Source organism: Pseudomonas mosselii (genome assembly GCF_005796105.1).
In the GTDB taxonomy this organism is placed as follows: Bacteria; Pseudomonadota; Gammaproteobacteria; order Pseudomonadales; family Pseudomonadaceae; genus Aquipseudomonas; species Aquipseudomonas mosselii_C.
Map to the genome: position 1 here is coordinate 125,020 of NZ_VAUO01000001.1, position 21,831 is coordinate 146,850.

At 60.7% G+C, this 21,831-nt stretch carries 22 protein-coding genes and 1 pseudogene; 4 read left to right on the top strand and 19 right to left on the bottom strand.

The features are described 5' to 3' along the window. Window positions 1-81 precede the first annotated feature (81 nt). Window positions 82-2,457 (top strand): TonB-dependent receptor, encoded by a 2,376-nt coding sequence (locus FEM01_RS00635; protein ID WP_138217356.1) that lies wholly within the window; start codon window positions 82-84, stop codon window positions 2,455-2,457. 203 nt (window positions 2,458-2,660) lie between these two features. Here FEM01_RS00635 and FEM01_RS00640 read toward each other — a convergent pair whose 3' ends face one another. From FEM01_RS00640 to FEM01_RS00665, 9 genes and pseudogenes are all read right to left on the bottom strand, one after another. Further along, the gene (locus tag FEM01_RS00640) at window positions 2,661-2,912 is read right to left on the bottom strand and encodes a bacteriocin immunity protein (protein ID WP_171030884.1); all 252 of its coding nucleotides are present in this window, start codon (window positions 2,910-2,912) and stop codon (window positions 2,661-2,663) included. After that, window positions 2,815-3,045: pseudogene (locus tag FEM01_RS24565) on the bottom strand (hypothetical protein); the annotation flags it as partial. The gene FEM01_RS00640 and the pseudogene FEM01_RS24565, both read right to left, overlap by 98 nt. Window position 3,046: 1 nt before the next feature. After that, on the bottom strand, window positions 3,047-3,244 hold the full coding sequence (locus FEM01_RS24570) for a hypothetical protein (RefSeq protein ID WP_431188548.1): 198 nt from the start codon (window positions 3,242-3,244) through the stop codon (window positions 3,047-3,049). Window positions 3,245-3,252: 8 nt separating this feature from the next. Continuing rightward, window positions 3,253-3,504 (bottom strand): bacteriocin immunity protein, encoded by a 252-nt coding sequence (locus FEM01_RS00645; RefSeq protein WP_138217358.1) that lies wholly within the window; start codon window positions 3,502-3,504, stop codon window positions 3,253-3,255. Beyond that, on the bottom strand, window positions 3,501-3,593 hold the full coding sequence (locus FEM01_RS24540) for a hypothetical protein (RefSeq protein WP_346763668.1): 93 nt from the start codon (window positions 3,591-3,593) through the stop codon (window positions 3,501-3,503). The genes FEM01_RS00645 and FEM01_RS24540 overlap by 4 nt, the downstream gene beginning before the upstream one ends. A gap of 267 nt (window positions 3,594-3,860) precedes the next feature. Continuing rightward, window positions 3,861-4,136: a bacteriocin immunity protein gene (locus FEM01_RS00650; RefSeq protein ID WP_138217359.1), complete on the bottom strand. Its 276-nt coding sequence runs from the start codon at window positions 4,134-4,136 to the stop codon at window positions 3,861-3,863. 153 nt (window positions 4,137-4,289) lie between these two features. Next, on the bottom strand, window positions 4,290-4,553 hold the full coding sequence (locus FEM01_RS00655) for a hypothetical protein (protein ID WP_138217360.1): 264 nt from the start codon (window positions 4,551-4,553) through the stop codon (window positions 4,290-4,292). After that, window positions 4,550-6,217, bottom strand: a complete 1,668-nt coding sequence (locus FEM01_RS00660) for an S-type pyocin domain-containing protein (RefSeq protein ID WP_138217361.1) — start codon at window positions 6,215-6,217, stop codon at window positions 4,550-4,552. The genes FEM01_RS00655 and FEM01_RS00660 overlap by 4 nt, the downstream gene beginning before the upstream one ends. Window positions 6,218-6,743: 526 nt before the next feature. Beyond that, window positions 6,744-8,168, bottom strand: a complete 1,425-nt coding sequence (locus FEM01_RS00665) for a PLP-dependent aminotransferase family protein (RefSeq protein WP_138217362.1) — start codon at window positions 8,166-8,168, stop codon at window positions 6,744-6,746. A 429-nt stretch (window positions 8,169-8,597) separates the two neighbouring features. Between FEM01_RS00665 and FEM01_RS00670 the strand changes: the two genes are divergently transcribed. Continuing rightward, window positions 8,598-10,007, top strand: coding sequence for an amino acid permease (locus FEM01_RS00670; protein WP_138217363.1), 1,410 nt, complete (start codon window positions 8,598-8,600; stop codon window positions 10,005-10,007). Window positions 10,008-10,178: 171 nt separating this feature from the next. After that, entirely contained in the window at window positions 10,179-10,955 is a 777-nt protein-coding gene (tam, locus tag FEM01_RS00675; protein ID WP_138217364.1) for a trans-aconitate 2-methyltransferase, read from the top strand. Between the two features lie 115 nt (window positions 10,956-11,070). On the opposite strand, the gene FEM01_RS00680 is transcribed toward tam, so the two are convergent. The 9 genes from FEM01_RS00680 to FEM01_RS00720 all read right to left on the bottom strand — a co-directional run bounded on the left by FEM01_RS00680 (window position 11,071) and on the right by FEM01_RS00720 (window position 18,327). Continuing rightward, window positions 11,071-11,634: an NUDIX hydrolase gene (locus FEM01_RS00680; protein WP_138217365.1), complete on the bottom strand. Its 564-nt coding sequence runs from the start codon at window positions 11,632-11,634 to the stop codon at window positions 11,071-11,073. A 2-nt stretch (window positions 11,635-11,636) separates the two neighbouring features. Further along, a complete protein-coding gene (locus FEM01_RS00685) occupies window positions 11,637-12,389 on the bottom strand; it encodes a GntR family transcriptional regulator (protein WP_138217366.1) in 753 nt (250 codons plus the stop codon). Between the two features lie 89 nt (window positions 12,390-12,478). Continuing rightward, window positions 12,479-12,868, bottom strand: coding sequence for a carboxymuconolactone decarboxylase family protein (locus FEM01_RS00690; RefSeq protein ID WP_138217367.1), 390 nt, complete (start codon window positions 12,866-12,868; stop codon window positions 12,479-12,481). 146 nt (window positions 12,869-13,014) lie between these two features. Next, complete coding sequence (locus tag FEM01_RS00695) at window positions 13,015-13,500, bottom strand: flavin reductase family protein (protein WP_138217368.1); 486 nt, start codon at window positions 13,498-13,500, stop codon at window positions 13,015-13,017. A gap of 14 nt (window positions 13,501-13,514) precedes the next feature. Further along, window positions 13,515-14,996, bottom strand: a complete 1,482-nt coding sequence (locus FEM01_RS00700) for an aldehyde dehydrogenase (protein ID WP_138217369.1) — start codon at window positions 14,994-14,996, stop codon at window positions 13,515-13,517. After that, complete coding sequence (locus tag FEM01_RS00705) at window positions 14,993-15,826, bottom strand: alpha/beta fold hydrolase (RefSeq protein WP_138217370.1); 834 nt, start codon at window positions 15,824-15,826, stop codon at window positions 14,993-14,995. The genes FEM01_RS00700 and FEM01_RS00705 overlap by 4 nt, the downstream gene beginning before the upstream one ends. A 68-nt stretch (window positions 15,827-15,894) precedes the next feature. Then, complete coding sequence (locus tag FEM01_RS00710) at window positions 15,895-16,491, bottom strand: amino acid synthesis family protein (RefSeq protein ID WP_133327025.1); 597 nt, start codon at window positions 16,489-16,491, stop codon at window positions 15,895-15,897. A gap of 240 nt (window positions 16,492-16,731) precedes the next feature. Beyond that, window positions 16,732-17,772, bottom strand: a complete 1,041-nt coding sequence (locus tag FEM01_RS00715) for an LLM class flavin-dependent oxidoreductase (RefSeq protein WP_138217371.1) — start codon at window positions 17,770-17,772, stop codon at window positions 16,732-16,734. Between the two features lie 69 nt (window positions 17,773-17,841). Continuing rightward, complete coding sequence (locus FEM01_RS00720) at window positions 17,842-18,327, bottom strand: flavin reductase family protein (RefSeq protein ID WP_138217372.1); 486 nt, start codon at window positions 18,325-18,327, stop codon at window positions 17,842-17,844. A gap of 318 nt (window positions 18,328-18,645) precedes the next feature. Between FEM01_RS00720 and FEM01_RS00725 the strand changes: the two genes are divergently transcribed. Then, a complete protein-coding gene (locus tag FEM01_RS00725; protein WP_138217373.1) occupies window positions 18,646-20,049 on the top strand; it encodes a purine-cytosine permease family protein in 1,404 nt (467 codons plus the stop codon). A gap of 120 nt (window positions 20,050-20,169) precedes the next feature. Here the strand turns inward: FEM01_RS00725 and FEM01_RS00730 are convergent, their stop codons facing one another. Continuing rightward, window positions 20,170-21,795: a methyl-accepting chemotaxis protein gene (locus FEM01_RS00730; RefSeq protein ID WP_138217374.1), complete on the bottom strand. Its 1,626-nt coding sequence runs from the start codon at window positions 21,793-21,795 to the stop codon at window positions 20,170-20,172. Window positions 21,796-21,831 lie beyond the last annotated feature (36 nt).

Consider the following 21,831-nt stretch of genomic DNA (forward strand, 5'->3'; position numbering starts at 1 on the left):
TTTACAAAATCACTGTCCCTTTTTTTTCGCTCGCCTGTCATTCAGGGCATCACTCCGTCAACACGAGCATTCTGGATGTCCATGAGCCCTCTGCTGCGCCCGCTTTCCACGCCCCTTTTATTGCTTGCTCTGGGCTTGCCCGGCGCCGTCCAGGCCGCTGACAGCGCACGGCGCAATGTCGATGTACCGGCCGGCAGCCTGGCCGGCGCGCTGACCCGCTTCGCCGGCCAGGCCGGTGTCAACCTGTCGGTGGACCCGGCGCTGGTGGCAGGGCGCAGCAGTGCCGGGCTGCGTGGCGAGTACAGTGTCGAGGAGGGCTTCCAGGCCCTTTTGCACGGCTCGGGACTGCAACTGGTGCCGGCCGGGCAGGGTGGCTACACCTTGCTGCCACAGGTCCAGAGTGAGGAGGGCGCGCATCAGTTGCCCAGCACCACCATCAACGGCCAGGGCTATGCTCCAGCCGATGACGCCTATGCCGGTGGTCAGGTGGCGCGGCGCGGCAACCAGGGCTTGTTGGGCGAGCGCGACTTCATGGAGACGCCATTCAACATGACCTCGTACACCAGTGAGGCGCTGCAGAACCAGCAGGCCCGCACCCTTGCCGATGCCGTGGCCAATGACCCCTCGGTGCGCACCACCAACCCCTCGGCTGGGCGTTTCGAGCAGTTCTCGATACGCGGTTTCAGCTTGTATAACAGTGATGTTGCCTACGGTGGTCTGTACGGGGTGCTGCCGACCTATTCAATCGACATGGAACTGATCGAGCGGGTCGATATCCTCAAGGGGCCGGGCGCCTTGCTCGGCGGTCTGGCGCCCAACGGCAGCATTGGAGGCGGGGTCAACATCGAGCCCAAGCATGCCGGCGACGCCCCTTTGACTGAGTTCACCGCCCTGTATGCCTCGGCGGGGCAGGGCGGCGGACACGTGGACATTAGCCGGCGCTTTGGCGAGGACCAGCGTTTTGGCCTGCGCCTGAACGCTGTACGCCAGTCGGGCGATACCGAATGGGATCATCAGCGCCTGGAGCGCGACGGCGCGGTACTGGGTTTCGATGTGCGCGGCGAGCGCGCGCGGGTGTCGCTGGATATCGGGCACCAGGCGCGAGATGTCGATGCACCCATGGAGCGGGTTGCCCTGAACCCTGGGGTGAAGGTGCCGGATGCCAAGGACGTACACCACAACTTTGCCCAGCCCTGGAGCTATTCCAAGGCCCAGGACACCTTCGGCGCCTTACGCGGCGAGTACGATGTCAGCGACAGCTGGATGCTCTACGGCGCCGTGGGCGCGCGCAAGGGCGACTACGATTTTTTGCGCCACAACGTACAGGTGGTCAACGATGCCGGGCGCTTCACTGTCAGCCCACGGGCGTTCCAGCGTGAGGAGGACGTGCGCACCGCAACGATTGGCGCGCGCAACTGGTTCAGCACTGGCGCTGTCGCGCATACCCTGAACCTGAGCTTGAACCGTTTCGAGTTGACCTTCGACAACAGCGGTGCCCGCTACGCCGCTGGCGTGAGCAATCTGTACGACCCGGTCGCGCTGCCGACGCCGGGCATCGCGACCCGCGCCGACGATCCGACCCACACCGAGACCGTGCTCTCCAGCCTGGCCCTGGCCGACACCCTGAGCCTGGCTGATGATCGCGTGCTGCTGACCCTCGGCGCTCGCCTGCAGCGGGTCGAGGTGGACAGCGACACCGACGGCGTGCCTGAGCAGGCCTACGACGAGCGTGCCACCTCGCCGGCCATGGGCCTGGTGTGGCGCACCACCGAGCAACTGTCGCTGTACATGAACTACATGGAAGGCCTGACCCAAGGCCAGACCGCAGGCGAGGGCCTGGACAACAATGGCCAGGTGTTCGCGCCATTTCGCAGCAAGCAGCTGGAGGTTGGCGCCAAGTACGACATGGGCCGCTTTGCCGCCACGCTCAGCCTGTTCCGCATCGAGCGGCCGATGTACTACACCGAGCAGAACGTCCTGCGCGACGACGGCGAGCAGCGTAACCAAGGCCTTGAGCTGAATCTGTTCGGTGAGCCGCTGGACGGCGTGCGGGTACTGGGCGGTGCGATGTTCCTCGACGCGACCCAGGTACGCACCGCTGGCGGTCGCACCGACGGTAACCGGCCTATCGGCACCCCGGTGGTCAACGCCAACCTGGGCGTGGAGTGGGATATCCCTGCTGTGCAGGGCCTGACCCTGAGCGCGCGGATGATCCACACCAGCAACCAGTACCTGGACCTGGCCAACACCCAGAAGCTCGACGCCTGGCAGCGTTACGACCTGGGTGCGCGCTATGCGCTGAAGCTTGGTGGCAAGGACGTGACCCTGCGCGCCAGCGTGGAAAACGTGCTGGACAAGGCCTACTGGGTGTCGGCCAACGTACCGGAAGGCACCGCCACCGGCTTGACGATGTCGACCCCGCGCACCTGGCTGATGTCGGCCACCGTGGGCTTCTGATCGATCAGCGGCGCCGGGCCTGGCAGGGGCCCGGCGTATTCGCAAGGCGCCTTTGATCTTGGTCGGGTAGACCTGTGCTTGGGGGGAGTGCAGTTAAATTTATGCTGTAGGATGTTCGGCGCTTTTTTCGGCGCTCGAGAGGGTGTTCCCGATAACGCAAAGCCCTTCATTATTTAGGTGGGGCTTTGCGCTGATTGTGAAGCTTATTCGGTTTTGAAACCTGGTTTGTTATTTGCTAGGCGCCACGCTTTTATCTCTGCAACGACGGCTTCCGGGCTATCCTCTCCAGGGTTCGGATAGAAAAGTAGATCGGATTTTCTCGGGTGTTCGGAAATTCGTTCGAACTCGAATATTTCATCATTGTGAGCCTGTTCGGTTGGATAATCGCCTTCGTAGATTTCTGCGACGTATTTTAAGAATTCGGCCTCGGTGAAGTCGCTGATTGTCTTTTTCATTATTTTCGCCGTAATGGATTGTATGATGCTGTTTGGGCGTGACTATGGTTAAATTCTCTGAATTGTAGACGTCGCCACCTTCGGAAATTAGTATTTTGTGATGTATTTGAAGCGAAGCGATGCTTCCTACCCGCTCATGCGCGCGGGCGAAAGGGGGGCCTGCCTCTTTTCATCTTCTCAAGGCTAACAGAGCCGAATTGGGCACTTAGAAATGGATCGTTAGCCACTGCCTTCCACAACGCCTCTCGGTAAGCGGTCCAGTTTCTGAGTGACAGGCCGTTCAGTAGGGAGGCAAAGCCCTGTATTAAGCGCTCAAGGCTTTGCTTATTAATTTTTGAGTTTACAAGGGTTTAAATCCCGTTTTGTTGTTGGCTAGTCGCCAGCTTTTTACTTTTTCGACAATGACTTCAGGGGTGTGTTCGCCATCATTTGAGTAATATATTAGATCTGATTTGGCAGGGTGCTCGGATACGTTTTCAAAGATTTCCACAGCCTGATCAAGCAGCTCCTCGGATGGGAAGTCAGCGTTGCAAATTTTTTTCACGAAATCGAGGAATTCTTGCTCGGTGAACTCACTTATCGATTGCTTCATTGCTTTGCTCTCTTGTGAATATGTATGTGGAGTTTAGGGGTGGTGACTCTGAGGTTGTCAATATCATATACCTCCCCACCTTGAAGCATGGGAGTGATGTGGTGGATCTCGAAACTGGCGACCTGGCTAACCTCTACCCATGCGTTGCCGGTTTTGAAGACAAGCGTGGCAGCGGCGCGGGGGAGGGGTAAATCTCAACCTGCCCACCGCGCCAGCGAGGCTGAGTTCATGGTCCAGCTGTAGGTGGCGCTGGCTGCGGTGACGACCGATAGATTTGCCCGTTCAAACTGATCCCAGTCACCAACGCCGCTTCGAATACGAAGCGGCGTTGGCCTTATTGAGGCTGCATGATGGATTTAATCTTGTCGGAATCCCGGCTTTCCATTTGCAGCAAGCCATTCCTTAATCACCGAGATCACTCCGGTAGGGCTATCTTCTACACCCACGGCAGGATAGTAAATGAGGTCGCTTTTGTCCGGGTGATCAATAAGGCTTTCAAAATAATCGATGAGCTGATTGATATGCACTCCCAGTGCATCGCCTTTGAGTCGACTTGGGTTTTCGAAGAACTCTTTTAGAAAATCGGTAAACTCAGATTCTGAGTATTCTTCAATTTTATTCTTTAGGTTCATTTCTCTTCGCCCATGTTTCTATGTGCGTTTTTTGCGGATAAAGGGGAGTGGGCGCTTTAATTGGCTGATCTATAAGTTATTGAGTTCACAGACCTCTACAGAGTACAGGTCGCTAGAGGTCTGTGAAGCGTTTTTACACAACCATTGTCGGTCTCAAAGCGTGTACTTTTTTTCAAGCATGAATTGTGGGGCTTTCCAGTTTGGTCCCTTAACGTATCTTCCATTTTCTGACGCTATGAGGCCGCTCAGTCTCATGCTCTCAATAAGCTCAATGAGGAGCATGTTATCGATGTGAGGCCAACCGCTTAGGCTGTAGAGCCTGTCTAGCTTGGGATGGTCAATGCTAGTTCTGCCTATCAAGAATAAAATGACATCAATGGGTTTTTCGTTTGTCACTATTTCATATATGCTGTTCATTTATCTTCTCGGGAAAGTTGTAGCTTCTCGGCTTCGATGGCCTCTGGGGTGTATAGCAGTGAGAAATCAGAGCTTAATGCGTAGTCTTCAAGTGTAGCTGTGTGGGTGTTATTCCATGTTTTGCCGTCATCGGGAGGATTGATGTTGTCAGCAATGCCAAGGCGGCGGTACCGTTCCAGTTCCCTGATTTCATGTGTGTAGAAGCGTCTATCGGTGTCAGTTGCTTCTATTGTACCTTGTAAGATTTTTAGAAGCCTGTCGAGCATTACTCCATTAGCATCGGAGTGGTTGAACCTGCTTGTATGAATTTTCACGAGATCAACGCCTGCCTGAGTGATGGTGACTTTTCGCCAGTCCAGCTTTTCGATAGGGCCGCCAGATTCGTCCGGATTATAAGGGCGCCCACTATACTTGCCGCGTGTTGTAGCGCCTGGATAAGGCGAGCTGAAGACGACGTATAACGGTGGTATTCCTGACTCTGCCGGAAACACGATGACGTAGTCATCCAGGCTCGCGTCGGCGACCTCGGGGTAGCTGTCTATCCTCACCTCGACAGGTGTCAGCGTCGCCCCTTCATAGACCGGAGGCTCCGGTCGCTCGGCAGGCAGCGTGGTGGAGGCATCAGGTGGTTGTGCGATCGGTGTCCACGTCAGTGTCCGCGATGGTATGTCCGCAGTGACTACGCTGTAGACGTTGCGTTGTGGGTCGTGAGTGGCAGCCAGGATGCGCACTTGGGCCGGCACGGTTTGTCCGTCGGTCTTGACGACGAAGATTTCCGAATCACCCGCTGCCGTGGTCCGAGAGCCGAAACGAAAAGGAAGGTCGGCATGACTGGCTGTCGGATTGCCGGACGCCATTGCTTTGCTGAGGTCGGGATCCAGCCCGTCGAGCGGGGTTTGCAGAAGATAGCGTTCCGGCAGTTCACCGTTGCCCAGCCGGGATGGCACCAGCATGGCAATGGTGCCGACCGCGAGCCCTGCTGCGACACCTGCACCGAGTCCGACCAAGGCGCCAATGGCCGCTTGAATCGCGCCGAGCAGGGAGAATCGGGCGATGTTGGTGATTACCGTTCCGGCTGCGGTGACGATGACCGGGCTGCTGACTGCAATGGCCGAATAGCTATTGGCTCGCCTGATGGCTTCGGCAATGGCGGCTTCGGCTACTTGTTGTGCGTTCTGGGCATGCAGCAGCGCCACCGTTGCGGTGGCGGCTTGTTCTTGTTGCTGAAGAAGTTGCACCACTTGGGCCAGGGTCTTGGCGTCATAAGCGGTATAGAGCCCGTCGGTGAACGACTGGACAGCGGAGTGCTCAAGGCTTGCCCCAGCGTGTCGAATGAATTCGCCGAACAGGGTCGAGTCTGTTGCGGATACAGGATCGAAGTTGAAATACTTGCTCAGCGCGCCACTGAGTTCAGACAGTTCTGATTGTTTTTCAGTGATGAGGCGTTGGAGGACCTGTTGCCGGGTGGTGTCGATTTCAAGTTCGCTTCCACTGGCACTAGATAGTTCTGCTTCTACTTCTTCGGTGACGATATTTTCCAGCAGTAATATATGCTGCTCGTGTGCTTGGCGCACTTTATTTCGAATGGCAACGCCTATTTTTCCGGCATGGTGGCGCCGGATGGCATTGTCGGTTGCGCCAGGATCAAACGAATTTGATAACATGCCTTACAGGTCGATGGGCGTGATTCGGTATTTGCCGTCAGCACGGACAAGTTGAGCGGGGAGTATGACAGGGTCCTGCATGGGGTTCCTCCATGTAACGCTAGGCAGGTGGTTTGGCGAGCGTTCTTATTGCACGGAAGTGCATGGGAACGCCTGCTTGATAAGGGCTAAAGCTAGATTCTCAATGGTGGTTTAAATGATGGATGTGCGCCGCAAGACGGTCCCTGGCTGACGAGTTTATTGTTGTTTTTGGAAGCTCTAAATAGGTGTTTGGCACAGGCGAATTGATGCTTCCAGACATAACGGTTTAAAGCCATGCTGCGGAGAAAGTTTTTATACTTTGCCGCTCAGATGGCTGTTGGAATAGTCAGGAATTTCCAATCTGCCTTGAGAGAATTTTCCCGCAGAGCTGGATGAAAACTGGAAGATAAGTGTTGGAGCTTTCGCTGCGCGTGCTCCTGGGGCCTGGCGGAACGGCGTCAGTCGTGTATTGCGGTCCTTGAGTTCGAGATCAATACGGCGGTATTTACATCCCACCACGCCGCACATGCTTGACCAATACCTTCTCCAGCAACTCCCACATCGCCGGATCCGTACTGAACGCCACATTGAAGCGCATCCATCCAGTGGCCTTGGCATCGACCATGAACAACTGCCCAGGCCCGAGCATGATGCCTTTTTCCAGCGCATCGTCGAGCAGCGCGGCGCTGTCGGGGATCGCCGGGTGGCGGGTCCAGATGTACATGCCTTCGTCCGACTCGATGAACAACTCGAAACCCAGTCGGTGCAGGTGCCGGCCGACTTCCTGATGCGCCTCGGCCAGGCGCTGGCGCAGGCGCTTGAGGTGCTTGCGCCAGCGCCCGTCGATGATCGCGGCGTAGACCACGCGCTCCATCACCTGCGAGGTGGTCAGGCCTGAGCGCATCTTCAGATGAACCAACTGCTGGGTAAGTTCGGGATTGGCCAGCACGTAGCCCACGCGCACGTTGGGCGAGATGCTTTTCGAGTAGCTGCCGACGTACACCACCTGTTGCAGGTGGTCGAGGCTGGCCAGGCACGGCAGCGGGTCGGCGATCATGTCGGCGTACAGGTTGTTCTCCACCAGCCGAAAACCGTGCTGGCTGGCCAGTTGCAACAAGCGGTGCAACTGCGCCAGCGGGGTGCGCGAGCAGGTCGGGCTGTGCAGGTGCGGCTGGGTGAAGAAGGTCGTGGGTCGGTGGTGACTGAGCAGGCGTTCGAGCTGGTCGAGGTCGTAGCCGGCCGGGGTGCGTGGCACACCGACCAGGGTCGCACCCTGGGTGCGCAGGATGCTCATCAGGTTGGGGTAGCCGGGGTCGTCCACCAGCACCACGTCACCCGGACGCACCAACGTGCGTACGGCCAGATCCAGGGCCTGACTGGCGCCGTGGGTGAGCATCAACTGCGCAGGGTTGGCAACGATCGACAACTCTTGCTGCAGGTTCTGCGCGGTCAACGCGCGCAATTCGGCAAGGCCCATCGGGTCGCCGTACCCGGACAACTCCAGGGGGCTGCCAGCTACCTGGCGTAGGCCACGGCGCAGGCCTTCCTCGTACATCCAGTCGTTGGGCAGCCAGCCGCACCCTGGCTTGTACGGCAGTTGGCGGATTTCGAAGATCTGTTGCAGGTACCACTCGGAATTGAACGTTGGGCGCGAGGTGTCGGTTTCGACGCTCTGAGTCTCCAGTAGCTCGCTTGCCGCACGATTGACGAAGAACCCCGCATTGCCCTTGCTGACCAGCAGGCCCTGCGCCACCAAGCGGTCGTAGGCTTCCACCACGGTGAAGGTGCTGACCGAGTAGGTCGAGGCGAACGCGCGGATCGACGGGACCTTCGCGCCGGGCTTGAGGGTCTGGTTGTCGATCAGCTCACGCAGCCCGTCGATGATCTGGTTGACCAACGGGGTAGGGGAATCCGGGTGTAGCTGGAGCATTCGAAGGTGCCTTCAGGGGTGCGTAACGCCAAGCGCCTGCAGGGTGTATTGCATTGGCGGCCTGTACAGTGCAGTGAGGATTTCATGCCACTGTGCATGGCTCTCTGTGTCAGACATTTTTACATTACGTGTCAGATATATCCAACACAGCGCGTACCAGCGTCATGAACAATCACAAAATCGCCGCTTTACCGTCGAGGCATGCCTCGCATCTTCTTTCTGCCCGGTCGGCCGCCTTCGGGCCGCCCCCAGCATGGTTCAGTTCGTTCAGAGGGCAACCTCTGACGGCGTAAGCAGGCCGCCACGGATGGCCTGCGTGTGCACTGCACACCTCCCTGCCCGCATTAGCACTGATGTACAGGTGAGACCGACGACCATCGGGGTTTCACAGTTTTCCTTGGATAAAAAGAAGCACGGGGTACACAACTGATGGACGCAACATCCACATCCACCACCGCGAATGGCGGGCACGAGAGCAAGCTCAGTGCCTCGCTGAAGTCGCGCCACCTGACGATGATGTCCATCGCCGGGGTTATCGGCGGCGCGCTGTTCGTCGGTTCCGGCAGCGTCATACACAGCGCCGGCCCAGCCGCCGTGCTGGCTTACCTGGCGGGCGGCATCCTCGTGGTGCTGATCATGCGCATGCTCGGGGAGATGGCGACGTCCTCGCCAGACACCGGCTCGTTCTCCACCTACGCCGACCGCGCCATCGGTCGCTGGGCCGGTTTCACCATCGGCTGGTTGTACTGGTGGTACTGGGTGATTCTGATGGCCTGGGAAGCCTACGTGGCTGGCAAGATCCTGCACGGCTTCTTCCCTGATGTCAGCGTCAACGTGTTCGTGCTGGCCACCACGCTGGTGCTGATCACCGTCAACTTCTTCAACGTCAAGCACTACGGTGAGTTCGAGTTCTGGTTCGCGCTGATCAAGGTGGTGGCGATTGTCTGCTTCCTGGTGGTGTGCACCGCGGCGGTGATGAACATCTGGCAGTTTGGTGAAGTGCGCGGCATCACCCACCTGACCGCCGAAGGCTTCATGCCCAACGGCATCACCACGGTGATCGGTGCGCTGCTTGGGGTGATGTTCGCGTTCCTGGGCGCTGAGATCGTGACCATCGCGGCCTCCGAAGCTAAAGACCCGGCCACCCAGATCGTCAAGGCCACCAACTCGGTGGTGTGGCGTGTATGCCTGTTCTATGTGGGCTCGATCTTCCTGATCGTCTGCCTGGTGCCGTGGAACGACCCGCAACTGGGCGTCTCCGGCTATGGTGCCTACCGTCGTACCCTGGAACTGCTGGGGGTGCCTTACGCCGAGTTGCTGATGAACTTCGTGGTGCTGACTTCGGTGAGCAGCTGCCTGATCTCCGGCCACTACACTGCTTCGCGCATGCTGTTCTCCCTGGCCCAGCGTGGCGATGCGCCGCGCCTGTTCAAGTTCACCCGCACTGGCACCGGTGTACCGGTGAACGCGATCATCGGCTCGTGCCTGGTGGCGGTGTTCTGCGCCCTGATCAACTTCAGCGACGCGCTGCGTCCGAAGGACGTGCTGGAAACCCTGATGAACACCACCGGCATGATTGCCCTGCTGGTGTACCTGGTGATCGCCTTCTCGCAGCTGCGCATGCGCCGCAAGCTGATCGCCGAAGGTAAGGAAGTGCGCTTGAAGATGTGGCTGTTCCCGTGGCTGACCTACCTGGTGATCGCGTTCATCGTGGTCTGCCTGGTGGTGATGGCGTTCCTGCCTGACTACCAGATCCTGGTGATCTCCACCGGCATCGCTGCTGCGGTGGTGGTGGCCATGGGGGTGGTGCACCAGATTCGCTGCGCCAAGCGCCAATAAGCGTTTGAAGCGATGACCGACGGCCGGGCCCTGTGCGGGGTCCGGCCGTTTTTGCAGTTGCTGGTGTGGTCTTGCGGCGGTTGTGCAATGCCTGCCCGTAGGTGTGGCTGTGCGCCGCGATAGGGCGGTTTCTGGCGTATGCTAAGCGCAACGCTACCCAAGGAGCCCGCCATGTCTTGGTCTGCCACTCAGTACTCGCTCTTCGAAGACGAACGCACCCGTGCCGTGCGTGACTTGCTTGCTGCCGTTCCGCCGCGTCCGGTACGCCACGCCACCGATTTGGGCTGCGGCCCTGGCAATTCCACCGAAGTGCTGCTGCAGCGCCATCCCGATGCTCAGGTCACCGCGTTGGACAGTGACCCTGACATGATCGACAAGGCCCGTCAGCGGCCACGCCTGAGCATCCCACGGGTGCGCTGTGAAATCGCTGACATCGCCAGTTGGCAGGCTAGCGAGCCCCAGGACCTGATCCTCGCCAATGCCTCGCTACAGTGGGTGCCCGACCACGGCAGCCTGTACCCGCATCTGGTGCGTCAGCTCAGTGAAGGCGCAAGCCTGGCGGTACAGGTTCCCGACAACCTCGATGAGCCGGCTCATCGGCAACTGCGCGAGATCGCGGCGCGTGGGCCCTGGGCCGACAAGTTCGCCGACTTCGCGTTGCCGCCCCGGCATAACGCCGCCTTCTACTACGACCTGCTGAGCCCGCTGTGCGCGCGGGTGGATGTCTGGCGCACCACCTACCATCATCCGCTGCTTGGCGGCGCCGAGGCGGTGGTGCAATGGTTCAAAGGCTCGGCGCTGCGGCCTTATCTGGCGCGACTGGATGATCAGGAACAGGCCGACTTCCTGCAGTTGTACCTGCAAGCCATGCAGCATGACTACCCGCAGGCTACGGATGGCAAGGTGTTGTTGCCGTTCCCGCGTCTATTCGTGGTGGCGACGCGTTAGACGCCCGCGCGGCTGGGTAGCACAGGGTTTTCGTTGAGGGTGGGGTCGGATCGGCGCGGGTGTCTGGACGTTGTTTGCGTTGACGGGCCTGCGCCCGTCACGCCAGGGCTGCTCATCAGCGAATGAAGTGCACCTTGCCGGTATCGTCATTGCCCATGTAGATCCCGTAGACACCCGCCTGACGTTCGAGGATGTAACGTTCGAGGATCTGTCGGATGGCTGGGTAGTAGATCTCTTCCCACGGAATTTCATCAGGCTCGAAGAACCGGTAGGCCAGGGTTTCGGGCCCGAAATTGCCGGTCTCCTCGGTGGCGATGGCGCGGAAGATGATGTACACCTCGCTGATTTTCGGCACGCTGAAGATCGAGTAGGGCGAAACGATCTCGGCGCGCACGCCACTCTCTTCCCAGACTTCGCGCAGCGCCGCCTGCTCGGTGCTCTCGCCGGCCTCCATGAAGCCTGCGGGCAGGGTCCAGGTGCCGGGACGCGGTGGGATCGCGCGCTGGCACAAGAGGTACTTGCCATCGCGTTCGATGATGCAGCCGGCGATAATCTTCGGGTTGACGTAGTGAATGTAGCCGCACCCGGCGCAGTGCAGGCGTTCGTGGGTATCGCCGTTGGGCACGCCCCGGGCCAGTTCCGTGGTGCAGTGCGGGCAGTAGCGCGGGGCGGTGGGCATGGTCAGCGGCCTATGCGAGGGTCCTTGAGGGGCAGGGGTTCGACGATTTCGCGGACCTTGGCGTTGTCGTCCTGTTTCTGGCGCAGGTAGTCCAAGGCGACCTTGGCAGCGGCGCGTACGTGGTCGACCGAGGCCTGATGGGCTACTTGCGGATCACCGCCCTTGATGGCTTCGACGATCTTTTCCATTTCGCGGTTGCTGGCGCCGCGGCGGTTTTCCTGCGACACCGAGGTTGCACGCAGGTAGCTGATGCGCGCCTGCAACTGGCGCAGCTGTTGGGCTGCAACCTGGTTGCCGGAACCTTCGAGCAACACATCGTAGAAGCCCTGCACCGAATCCAGCACCTGGGCCAGTTCGCCTTCTTCGAGCGCTTCGCGATTGACTTCGAGTGCTCGCTCCAAGGCGCGAATGTCCTTGCTCTTGGCATTGAGGGTAAACAGCTGGACGATCAGGCCTTCGAGCACGCAGCGCAGCTCGTAGATGTCGCGGGCATCTTCCAAGGTGATGATGGCGACCCGTGGGCCTTTGGCGTCGGCGAACTCCACCAGGCCTTCGGACTCCAGATGGCGCAGGGCCTCGCGCACCGAAGTACGGCTGACCCCGAGGCGGTCGCAGAGGTCACGTTCGACCAGGCGGTCACCTGGCAGCAGGTGGAAGTTCATGATCGCGTTGCGCAGTTTATCGAGCACGATTTCGCGCAGCGTGACCGGGTTGCGGTTGACCTTGAAACTGTCGTCGAGGGGTTGGCGTTTCATCAGGGGCGCTCTTTTATGAGGCTGTTGCGCCAACATCGCGAAGTGCCACGCAGCGCGGCACTCCTTGCAGTGGTTCGAACAGCCCGCTGTTAACGGGTTGAATCCGCATCGGCTTCGGCGAACGCTTCGCGGGCCAGGCGGAAACTGTCCACCGCCGCAGGTACGCCGCAATAAATACCGACTTGTAGCAGAATCTCGCGAATCTGTTCGCGGCTCAGGCCATTACGCAAGGCACCACGGATGTGCAGCTTGAGTTCGTGGGGGCGGTTGAGCGCGGAAATCATGGCCAAGTTTATCATGCTGCGCTCTTTGAGCGACAAACCATCACGGCCCCAGACATGCCCCCAGCAGTACTCGGTAACCAGCTCCTGGAGCGGCTGGGTGAAATCGTCGGCGTTCTGGATCGAGCGGTTGACGTAGTCCTCGCCCAGCACCTGGGTGCGGATCTTGAGGCCTTTTTCGTACTTTTCGTTGCTCATCTGCCGAAGTCCTTGAACGTGGAATAAAAATGGGGGCCGCAACCGAAGGTGAGGGGGTATGCGCGGCCCCCGGAAACAGGGGGATCGGTGTTGGCTTCTTTGCGGGGTTGCCCGCGAAGAAGCCAACACCGATTGCCGATCAGGCCTCAGCCCAGTGGCGGCAGTGCGCCAAGCTTGCCCTTGTGATACACCATCGGCGTTACCGGCTGCTCGGGCAACACCAGGTTTTTCACCGCGCCGACGATGATCGCATGATCGCCGCCGTCGTACTCGCGCCACAGCTCGCACTCAATGATCGCCGTGGCCTTGGGCAACAGCGGGTTGCCCAGTTCGCTCAGGTGCCACTCGATGCCTTTGGCCTTGTCCTTGCCCTTACCGGCAAAGGCATAGGCTTCGGCGGTCTGGTCGGCGGACAGCAGGTGGATCGCGAACTGCTTGCTGTCACGCAGGATCGGGTAGGTGTCGGAGGCGTAGTTGGGGCAGAACAACACCAGCGCCGGGTCGATCGACAGCGCGCTGAACGCACTGGCGGTGATGCCGACGATGCCGCCGTCGGCGTCCAGGGTGGTGACCACGGTGACACCGGATGGGAACGAGCCCATCACGTCTTTGTAGATGCCTGGTTCGATCATCTTGTGCTACCTCATCAACGCATCACGAACGGGTCGGGCATGGGCGCGGTGGAGAGGTTGATCCACACCGTCTTCAGCTCGGTATAAGCAAGCACCGAATCGATGCCGCTCTCGCGGCCGTAGCCGCTGTTCTTGAAGCCGCCGATCGGGGCCATGGCCGACACGGCGCGGTAGGTGTTGACCCAGATGATCCCCGAGCGCACGTCGCGAGCCAGGCGGTGAGCGCGGCCCAGGTCGCGCGTCCAGATGCCGGCGGCCAGGCCGAATTGCGAGTCGTTGGCGATGGCCAGGGCTTCTTCTTCGGTCTTGAAACGAATCACCGCAGCGACCGGTCCGAACACCTCTTCCTGCATGATGGTCATCGAGTTGCTGTCGCACTCGAACAAGGTGGGCTCGTAGAACCAGCCGTCACCTTCGACCTCGGCACGCTTGCCGCCCATGTGCAGCTTGGCGCCTTCGGCCTTGGCCGCCGCGACCAGGCCTTCGACCACGGCCAGTTGCTGGGCGGTAGCCATCGGGCCCATTTCGCTGGCGTCATCCTGCGGGTTGCCGATGCGGATGCGCTTGGCGCGGGCGATCAGGCGCTCGACGAATTCGTCGAAGATCTCATCCTGCACCAGCAGTCGCGAGCCGGCCACGCAGCTCTGCCCGGAGGCGGCATAGATGCCCGCCACCGCGCCGTTGATGGCGCTGTCCAGGTCGGCGTCGGCGAAAATGATGTTCGGCGATTTGCCGCCCAGCTCCAGCGACAGCTTGGCGAAGTTCTCGGCGCTGCTGCGCACCACATGGCGTGCCGTGGCGGCACCACCGGTGAAGGCGATCTTGCGCACCAGCGGATGGCGAGTCAGCGCCGCACCGGTGCTTGGGCCGTAGCCGGTGACCACGTTGACCACGCCAGCCGGGAAGCCAGCTTCCAGGGCCAGGCGAGCCAGTTCGAGGATGGTTGCCGAGGCGTGCTCGGACGGCTTGAGCACGATGGTGTTGCCAGCGGCCAGGGCCGGGGCGAGTTTGATCGCGGTCAGGTACAGCGGGCTGTTCCAGGGGATGATCCCGGCCACCACGCCGATCGGCTCGTGCACGGTGTAGGCAAATAGGTCGGGTTTGTCCAGCGGCAGGGTGCCACCTTCGAGCTTGTCGGCAAGGCCGGCAGTGTAGTGGAAGAACTCCGGCAGGTAGCCGACCTGGCCACGGGTTTCGCGGATCAGCTTGCCGTTGTCGCGGCTCTCCAGCTGGGCCAGGTGCTCTTTGTTCTCGGCGATCAGGTCACCGAGGCGGCGCAGAAGCTTGCCGCGCGCGGTGGCGGTGATGCTGCGCCAAGCGTGACTGTCGAAGGCGCGCTGGGCGGCCTGCACGGCCAGCTCGACATCAGCTTCGTCGGCGTCGGGCAGTTGTGCCCAGGCTTGGGCGGTGGCCGGGTTGAGGCTGTCGAAGGTCTTGCCGCTCTGCGCATCGAGCCATTGGCCGTCGATGCACATCTGGAAACGAACGAGGGTCATGCAACAATCCCCTTGGCAGATTCGGTAAGGATGCGAGCTTGCTTAAGGAAGTCCAGCAGCATCTTGTTGACTTCGCGGGGTGCTTCCACCGGCATCATATGCCGTTGCTCGGCCAGCACCACGCTTTGCGCACCTGGAATACTGGCGGCGAGCTGGCGGGTCATGGCCGGGGTGGAGCCTGCGTCAAGTTCGCCGGTGGCGATCAGCGTCGGCACCTGGATGTTGCCCAGGTCGGCGGCGCGGTACATGTCCTGGGTGGCGAACAGCGAATAGGTGGTGTGGTAACCCTGCGGATCGTTGCTCGCCAGGATCTGGCGGATGGCGGCGACCTGCGCGGGGTTGGCGGCTTTGTATTCGCGGCTGAACCAGCGGTCCAGGGCGGCGTCGACGTTGGCGTCGGGGCCTTGCTCGAAGGCTTGTGCAGCACGTGCGATAACCCCAGCGCTCTGCTCGGGGGTGCGGTTGAACACGCTGTTGAGCACCACCAGCGCAGCCAGGCGCTGTGGGTAATTGAGGGCGAAGGCACGTGCCACCAGGCCGCCCATGCTGAAGCCGATCACCGTGGCCTGCGCGATCTGCAAGTGGTCGAGCAGTTCAGCAAGCTGGTCGGCGTAGCCTTCCAGCGGCGTGTCGACGGTCGGTACGCGGCTTTGGCCGTGGCCGAGCATGTCATAGACGATGACGCGGTAGTCGTTGGCCAGGCCCACGATCTGCCCGCCCCACATTTCCTTGTTCAGGCCTACGCCGTGGATCAGTACCACGGGCTGGCCTTGGCCGTGGACGGTGTAGCTGGTCCCGGCCGGTGTACGTTCAGCGACAGGCTGAATCATGGAGGGCGCTCCTTGAAGGTCGGGCGCGGCGGGTATGCACGCCACGCCCCGGCCCGTCTTGGTTGTTGTTATTGAGCGTTGGCTTTTTCGGCGGCCAGTTCTTCCAGGTCGATATAGCGGTTGCCAATGCGCGGGTGCAGGCGGCCACCGTCGGAGGCGCCCAGCACCACCACGATTTCGTCGGCGCGCGGGGCGTCTTCGATCTGCATTTCCAGGGTGATGTAGTGCGAACGCAGGCCTTCGTCGTCCTTCTGCATCATCGGGATCTGGATCGAGGTGCCTGGGCCGCCGCGCTTGTTGGTGAAGCTCAGGTAGCTCTTGGCTTGCACGGCTTCACGGTAGTGGTTGCCGAAGCGCAGGGTGTGGATGACCGCCGAGGCGTGCTCGATCTCGCCGTCCGCACCGACCACAGCCGCCTTGCCGTAGGCCTCGATCTTGTCGGCGCCACCAATGGCAGCGGTCAGGCGCTCGACCATCAGTGCACCCAGCTCCGAGCAGTTGGCGCGGATTTCAGGCTTCAAGTCTTCGACGAAACCGCGACCGGCCCATGGGTTCTTGATCACCACGGCCAGACCGACCATGGTCACCGGCTTGTCGGTGGCCTTGCCGCCTTCGATGCGGGTCTCTTCGGAGTAGGTGACGATCTTGCGGATTTCGAAACTCATGGGGGGCTCCTGGTTAGGGTTATCAGCTCTTGTTGTCTGATGGTATACCATAATATTTGTTCTGCAATAGCAGACTGAAAAAATCCTTTGGGAGGGGACGAAAGGTGCTGAGCCGCAAGCCGAACGCGGTCCCGCTCTTGCTTGCCGCTTGCCGCTTGCCGCTCAAAAAAAGCCCGCTCACGCAGACCGCAGGGCCCACGAGAGCGGGCTGGTTCCCGCAAGGTTTCAGGCAATGGGAATTCAGGCGAACGCCGGCACCACTTCCTTAATGAACAGTTCGAGGGATTTTTTCTTCTCGGCGTGGGGCAGGCTGTTGTCGCACCAGAAGCTGAACTCGTCGACGCCAAGTTCCTGGTAGTACTTGATGCGCGCAATGATCTCTTCTGGCGTGCCGATCATGGTGTTCTTGCGAATGTTGTCCAGCTCGAACGCCGGGACTTCGGCGAACTTCGACTCAGGGCTTGGCTCCAGGAAACCGTTGACCGGGGTGGTCTTGTTGCCGAACCAGGCATCGAAGGTACGGTAGAAGCGCGAGATGGCCTGGGCGCCGACTTTCCAGCCGTCAGGCTCGGCCGGGCTGTGCACGTGGGTGTGGCGCAGCACCATCAGTTGCGGGCGCGGCACCTCGGGATTGTTGTCCAGGGCTGCCTGGAACTTGTTCTTCAGGTCCAGGACCTCTTCGTCGCCCTTCATCAGCGGGGTGACCATGACGTTGCAACCGTTGGCCACGGCAAAGTTGTGCGAGTCCGGGTCGCGCGCGGCGATCCACATCGGCGGCTGGGCGTTGAACGGTTTCGGCACGCTGGTGGAGGTGGGGAACTTGTAGACTTCGCCGTCGTGGGCGTAGTCGCCTTCCCACAGCTTGCGCACCACGGGGACCATTTCGCGCAGTGCCTTGCCGCCGTCGGTGGCGGGCATGCCGCCGGCCATGCGGTCGAATTCGAACTGGTAGGCGCCGCGGGCCAGGCCCACTTCCATGCGACCGTTGCTGATCACATCGAGCAGGGCGCATTCGCCTGCCACGCGGATCGGGTTCCAGAACGGTGCGATGATGGTGCCGGCGCCCAGACGGATCTTCTCGGTGCGCGCGGCAAGGTACGCCAGCAGCGGCATCGGGCTCGGCGAGATGGTGTACTCCATGGCATGGTGTTCGCCGATCCACACGGTACTGAACCCGCCGTCTTCGGCCATCAGGGTCAGTTCGGTCAGGTCTTCGAACAGTTGGCGGTGGCTGACCTGTTCATCCCAACGTTCCATGTGTACGAACAACGAAAATTTCATGGGGCTTTCCTCGGAGCTTGTTGTTGTCGCCTGCCCGTAAGGCAAGCTTCGGTAGCGTAGCGGTGCGTCTCAGGCGAAGGCGGGCAGGCTGGCCATTTTGCCGCGGCAGTAGACCATCGGGCGCGGAGCCTCTTCAGGCACGATCAGGTTGTGCACCTTGCCCACCATGATGGCGTGGTCGCCGCCTTCGTATTCGCGCCACAGTTCGCATTCGATGACGGCGGTGGCGCCGGCCAGGATCGGGTTGCCCAACTCGCTGAGCGTCCACTCGATGCCGGCAGCTTTGTCCTTGCCTTTCTTGGCGAACGCGTAGGCTTCGGCCTGCTGCTCACCGGAGAGCAGGTGGATGGCGAAGCGCTTGTTCTTGATCAGGACGGGGTAGGAGTCGGAACTGTAATTGGGGCAGAACAGCACCAGCGGCGGGTCCATGGAAAGCGAGGAGAACGCGCTGGCGGTGAGGCCGACGATCGAGCCGTCGTCGTCCAGGGTGGTGATGACGGTTACGCCGGAGGGGAAGGAGCCCAGGACGTGCTTGTAGACAGTTGCGTCGATCATCTCGTGTACCTCGGAAGGGCTGCGGTGGTCCGCGGTTTTTATCGTTGATGTGTCTGATGGTATACCGTAATACCTATTTTGCAAGTGGAATTTTCCACCTGCCGATTTACACGATGAACGGCTCGGGCCCTTGAATAATGGGGCTTTGAGCCTGAGCTGCGGTTGCTGAACGGGTTGCGCAAGCAGATCAGTTGCGGTTTTTTCGAGCGGGTCAGTGTTGTCAAAAGTTTGGAATACCATAATATGGTCTTCAGCTGAGAGGCCGCCTTGATGCGGTTTCCTTACAAAGATAAAAACGACCTTTCGAGCTGAATTCCTATGTCCCAACCGTCGTCGCAACACCAGTTTGTCGAGAATCACACGGTCGATTACGTTCCACCTGCCGAGCGCCATGGGAAGGCGCGTGACCTGTTCACCCTCTGGTTCAGCACCAACATCGCGCCGCTGCCCATCGTCACCGGGGCGATGGTGGTGCAGGTGTTCCATCTGAACCTGCTGTGGGGGCTGATCGCCATCGTGCTGGGCCATCTGCTGGGAGGGGTGGTGATTGCCCTGGCGTCTGCCCAAGGCCCGCAGCTGGGCATTCCGCAGATGGTGCAGAGCCGTGGCCAGTTCGGCCGTTATGGCGCACTGCTGATCGTGTTCTTCACCGCGCTGATCTATGTCGGCTTCTTCATCTCCAACATCGTCCTGGCTGGCAAGTCGATCCACGGCATCGCCCCCAGCGTGCCGATGCCCAGCGCCATCGTCATCGGCGCGTTGAGCGCCACCGCCATTGGCGTGATCGGCTATCGCTTCATCCATACCCTGAACCGTATCGGGACCTGGGTGATGGGCACGGCGCTGCTGGCCGGTTTCATCATGATGTTCATTCAGGATCTGCCGGCTGACTTCTTCAGCCGTGGTGCGTTCAACCTGTCCGGCTTCGTCGCCACGGTGTCGCTGGGCACCATCTGGCAGATCAGCTTCTCGCCGTACACCTCCGACTATTCGCGCTACCTGCCGCGCGAAATCGGTATCGCCAAACCGTTCTGGGCCACGTATTTCGGGGCCACCCTGGGCACTATCCTGTGCTTCAGCTTCGGTGCGGTGGCGGTGCTGTGTGTGCCGCAAGGTACCGACGCCATGGCGGCGGTCAAGCAGGCTACTGGCTGGCTGGGTCCGATCCTGATGGTGCTGTTCCTGCTCAACATCATCAGCCACAACGCTCTTAACCTGTATGGTGCGGTGTTGTCGATCGTCACCGCGATCCAGACCTTCGCAGCCCAGTGGACCCCGAGCATCAAGGTGCGCGTGGTATTGGCTGCGTTGATCCTGGTGGGCTGTGGTTTGGTGGCACTGAACGCTTCGGCCGACTTCATCGGCGAGTTCATCGGCCTGATTCTGGCGTTGCTGCTGGTCCTGGTGCCGTGGGCATCGATCAACCTGGTGGACTTCTACCTGATCAAGCGCGGCGAGTACGACATCGCCTCGATCTTCCGCGCCGATGGCGGCATCTATGGCCGCTTCAACCACCACGCGATCGTCGCCTACGCCTGCGGCATCCTGGTGCAACTGCCATTCGCCAATACTTCGCTGTATGTCGGGCCGTATTCCAACATCGTCGAAGGGGCAGACTTGTCCTGGCTGTTCGGGCTGCTGGTGACGGTGCCGCTGTACTACTGCTTGGCCAGCCGTAGCCAGCCGGTGAAGGCGGGGCGTGTGGTCGGGGTGAATGACTGACCTGTAGCGTTACTTCGCCACTTACCATCGCGGGGCAAGCCCGCTTCCACAACTCCCGGTGTTCGGGGTGTGGAAGCGGGCTTGCCCCGCGATGTTTTCAAGTGGCGTAAAGGCGTCGATTCAGAGCTTGAACTGCGCGACCATCCCGTTCAGCTCCACGGCCAGGCGCGACAGATCCTGCGCGGCCGCACTGGTCTGGTTGGCGCCGGCGGAGGTCTGCATCGCCAAGTCGCGGATGTTTACCAGGTTACGGTCCACTTCCCGTGCTACCTGCGCCTGTTGCTCGGAGGCGCTGGCGATCACCAGGTTGCGCTGGTTGATCGAGGCGATGGCTTCGGCGATCACTTCCAGTGCCTGGCCTGCGGCCTGGGCCACTTCCAGGGTGCCGCTGGCGCGTCCCTGGCTGTTGTGCATGGCGCTGACGGCCCGCTCGGTTCCGCTCTGGATGCCACCGATCATCTGTTCGATCTCGGCGGTGGATTGCTGGGTGCGGTGAGCCAGGGCGCGAACCTCGTCTGCGACCACGGCAAAACCACGGCCGGCTTCCCCTGCGCGGGCCGCTTCGATGGCCGCGTTCAGGGCCAACAGGTTGGTTTGCCCGGCGATTGCGCCGATCACATCCAGCACCTGGCTGATCTCGTTGGCGTTGTTGGCCAGTTGTTCGATTTCCTGCGAGGTGCCGGTGACGTCCTCGACCAGGTGCTGGATCGAGTTGAGCGCCTGATTGACCTGGTCGCGACCATCGCGGGTGCTCTGGTCTGCGCCTTTGGAGGCGTCGGCGGTGCTCACCGCGTTATTCGCCACTTCCTCGACCGCAGCGGTCATCTGGTTGACCGCGGTGGCGGCTTGGTCGATCTCGGCACTTTGCTGGTGCAGGCCGCGGCTGGTGTCTTCGGTGACCGAATGCAGTTCTTCGGAGGCCGAGGCGAGTTGGTCCGAGGATGCGGCGATCTTGCGCAGGGTCTCGCGCAGGCTTTGCTGCATCTGACTCAGGGCGCGCAGCAGCAGCGCCGGCTCGTCGCGGCCGGTGATGCTGATCTCGCGGGTCAGGTCGCCTGTGGCCACGCGCTCGGCCACGGCCACGGCTTCGGCCAACGGACGGACGATGCTACGGGTGAGCAAGGTGGCGATGGCGATCAGCGCGAGCATGATCACCACCAGCGAAGCGATGATCACATTGAAGGCTTCGTCGGCTACATCGCTGCTGCGCTGGGAAGCGTCTTCGGCACCCTTGCCGTTGTACGCGATCAGCGCTGCCATGGCGTTCATCATGGCATCGGCTTCCTGGGTGAGTGGACCGCTGATGTGGCGCTTGGCCTCATCCAGCTTGCCGGCGAGGATGTCTTTGAGTACGTCCTGCTGCTGGGTGTAGTACTGCTGGTAGGCTGTATTGAAGGTGTCGAACAGGGCACGGTCATCGGCTTCAATGATCGTGTCTGCATAGGTCTGGAGACCGTTTTTCAGGGCTTCGTCAACCTTTCCAGCCATGGCGATGGTGCGTTCGCGTTCGGCGCTGTCGTCGTCCAGTGCGCTGCGCAGGGTGAGCGCGCGGACGCGTCCGAGGTTGCTGTTGATGTCGTTCAGGGCGACCACCGCTGGCATCCAGGTGATGCGAATCTCATCGGTCGCGCTGTCCATTTGGCGTGTTTCGTACAGGGCTAGCAGGCCCATGACCAGCACCAACCCACCGAGCAGTGCAAACACGGCGGCGGCTCGCTTGCCGATCTTCATATTCCGAAACTGCATGAATGCTCCTTGACGTGATTTGGCAGGCGTCAAGAG

Bases quoted from the DNA above. Each gene is read 5' to 3' on its own strand.
- FEM01_RS00635 (WP_138217356.1), top strand. From the start codon at position 82: ATGAGCCCTCTGCTGCGCCCGCTTTCCACGCCCCTTTTATTGCTTGCT.
- FEM01_RS00640 (WP_171030884.1), bottom strand. From the start codon at position 2,912: ATGAAAAAGACAATCAGCGACTTCACCGAGGCCGAATTCTTAAAATAC.
- FEM01_RS00645 (WP_138217358.1), bottom strand. From the start codon at position 3,504: ATGAAGCAATCGATAAGTGAGTTCACCGAGCAAGAATTCCTCGATTTC.
- FEM01_RS24540 (WP_346763668.1), bottom strand. From the start codon at position 3,593: ATGCTTCAAGGTGGGGAGGTATATGATATTGACAACCTCAGAGTCACC.
- FEM01_RS00650 (WP_138217359.1), bottom strand. From the start codon at position 4,136: ATGAACCTAAAGAATAAAATTGAAGAATACTCAGAATCTGAGTTTACC.
- FEM01_RS00655 (WP_138217360.1), bottom strand. From the start codon at position 4,553: ATGAACAGCATATATGAAATAGTGACAAACGAAAAACCCATTGATGTC.
- FEM01_RS00660 (WP_138217361.1), bottom strand. From the start codon at position 6,217: ATGTTATCAAATTCGTTTGATCCTGGCGCAACCGACAATGCCATCCGG.
- FEM01_RS00665 (WP_138217362.1), bottom strand. From the start codon at position 8,168: ATGCTCCAGCTACACCCGGATTCCCCTACCCCGTTGGTCAACCAGATC.
- FEM01_RS00670 (WP_138217363.1), top strand. From the start codon at position 8,598: ATGGACGCAACATCCACATCCACCACCGCGAATGGCGGGCACGAGAGC.
- tam (WP_138217364.1), top strand. From the start codon at position 10,179: ATGTCTTGGTCTGCCACTCAGTACTCGCTCTTCGAAGACGAACGCACC.
- FEM01_RS00680 (WP_138217365.1), bottom strand. From the start codon at position 11,634: ATGCCCACCGCCCCGCGCTACTGCCCGCACTGCACCACGGAACTGGCC.
- FEM01_RS00685 (WP_138217366.1), bottom strand. From the start codon at position 12,389: ATGAAACGCCAACCCCTCGACGACAGTTTCAAGGTCAACCGCAACCCG.
- FEM01_RS00690 (WP_138217367.1), bottom strand. From the start codon at position 12,868: ATGAGCAACGAAAAGTACGAAAAAGGCCTCAAGATCCGCACCCAGGTG.
- FEM01_RS00695 (WP_138217368.1), bottom strand. From the start codon at position 13,500: ATGATCGAACCAGGCATCTACAAAGACGTGATGGGCTCGTTCCCATCC.
- FEM01_RS00700 (WP_138217369.1), bottom strand. From the start codon at position 14,996: ATGACCCTCGTTCGTTTCCAGATGTGCATCGACGGCCAATGGCTCGAT.
- FEM01_RS00705 (WP_138217370.1), bottom strand. From the start codon at position 15,826: ATGATTCAGCCTGTCGCTGAACGTACACCGGCCGGGACCAGCTACACC.
- FEM01_RS00710 (WP_133327025.1), bottom strand. From the start codon at position 16,491: ATGAGTTTCGAAATCCGCAAGATCGTCACCTACTCCGAAGAGACCCGC.
- FEM01_RS00715 (WP_138217371.1), bottom strand. From the start codon at position 17,772: ATGAAATTTTCGTTGTTCGTACACATGGAACGTTGGGATGAACAGGTC.
- FEM01_RS00720 (WP_138217372.1), bottom strand. From the start codon at position 18,327: ATGATCGACGCAACTGTCTACAAGCACGTCCTGGGCTCCTTCCCCTCC.
- FEM01_RS00725 (WP_138217373.1), top strand. From the start codon at position 18,646: ATGTCCCAACCGTCGTCGCAACACCAGTTTGTCGAGAATCACACGGTC.
- FEM01_RS00730 (WP_138217374.1), bottom strand. From the start codon at position 21,795: ATGCAGTTTCGGAATATGAAGATCGGCAAGCGAGCCGCCGCCGTGTTT.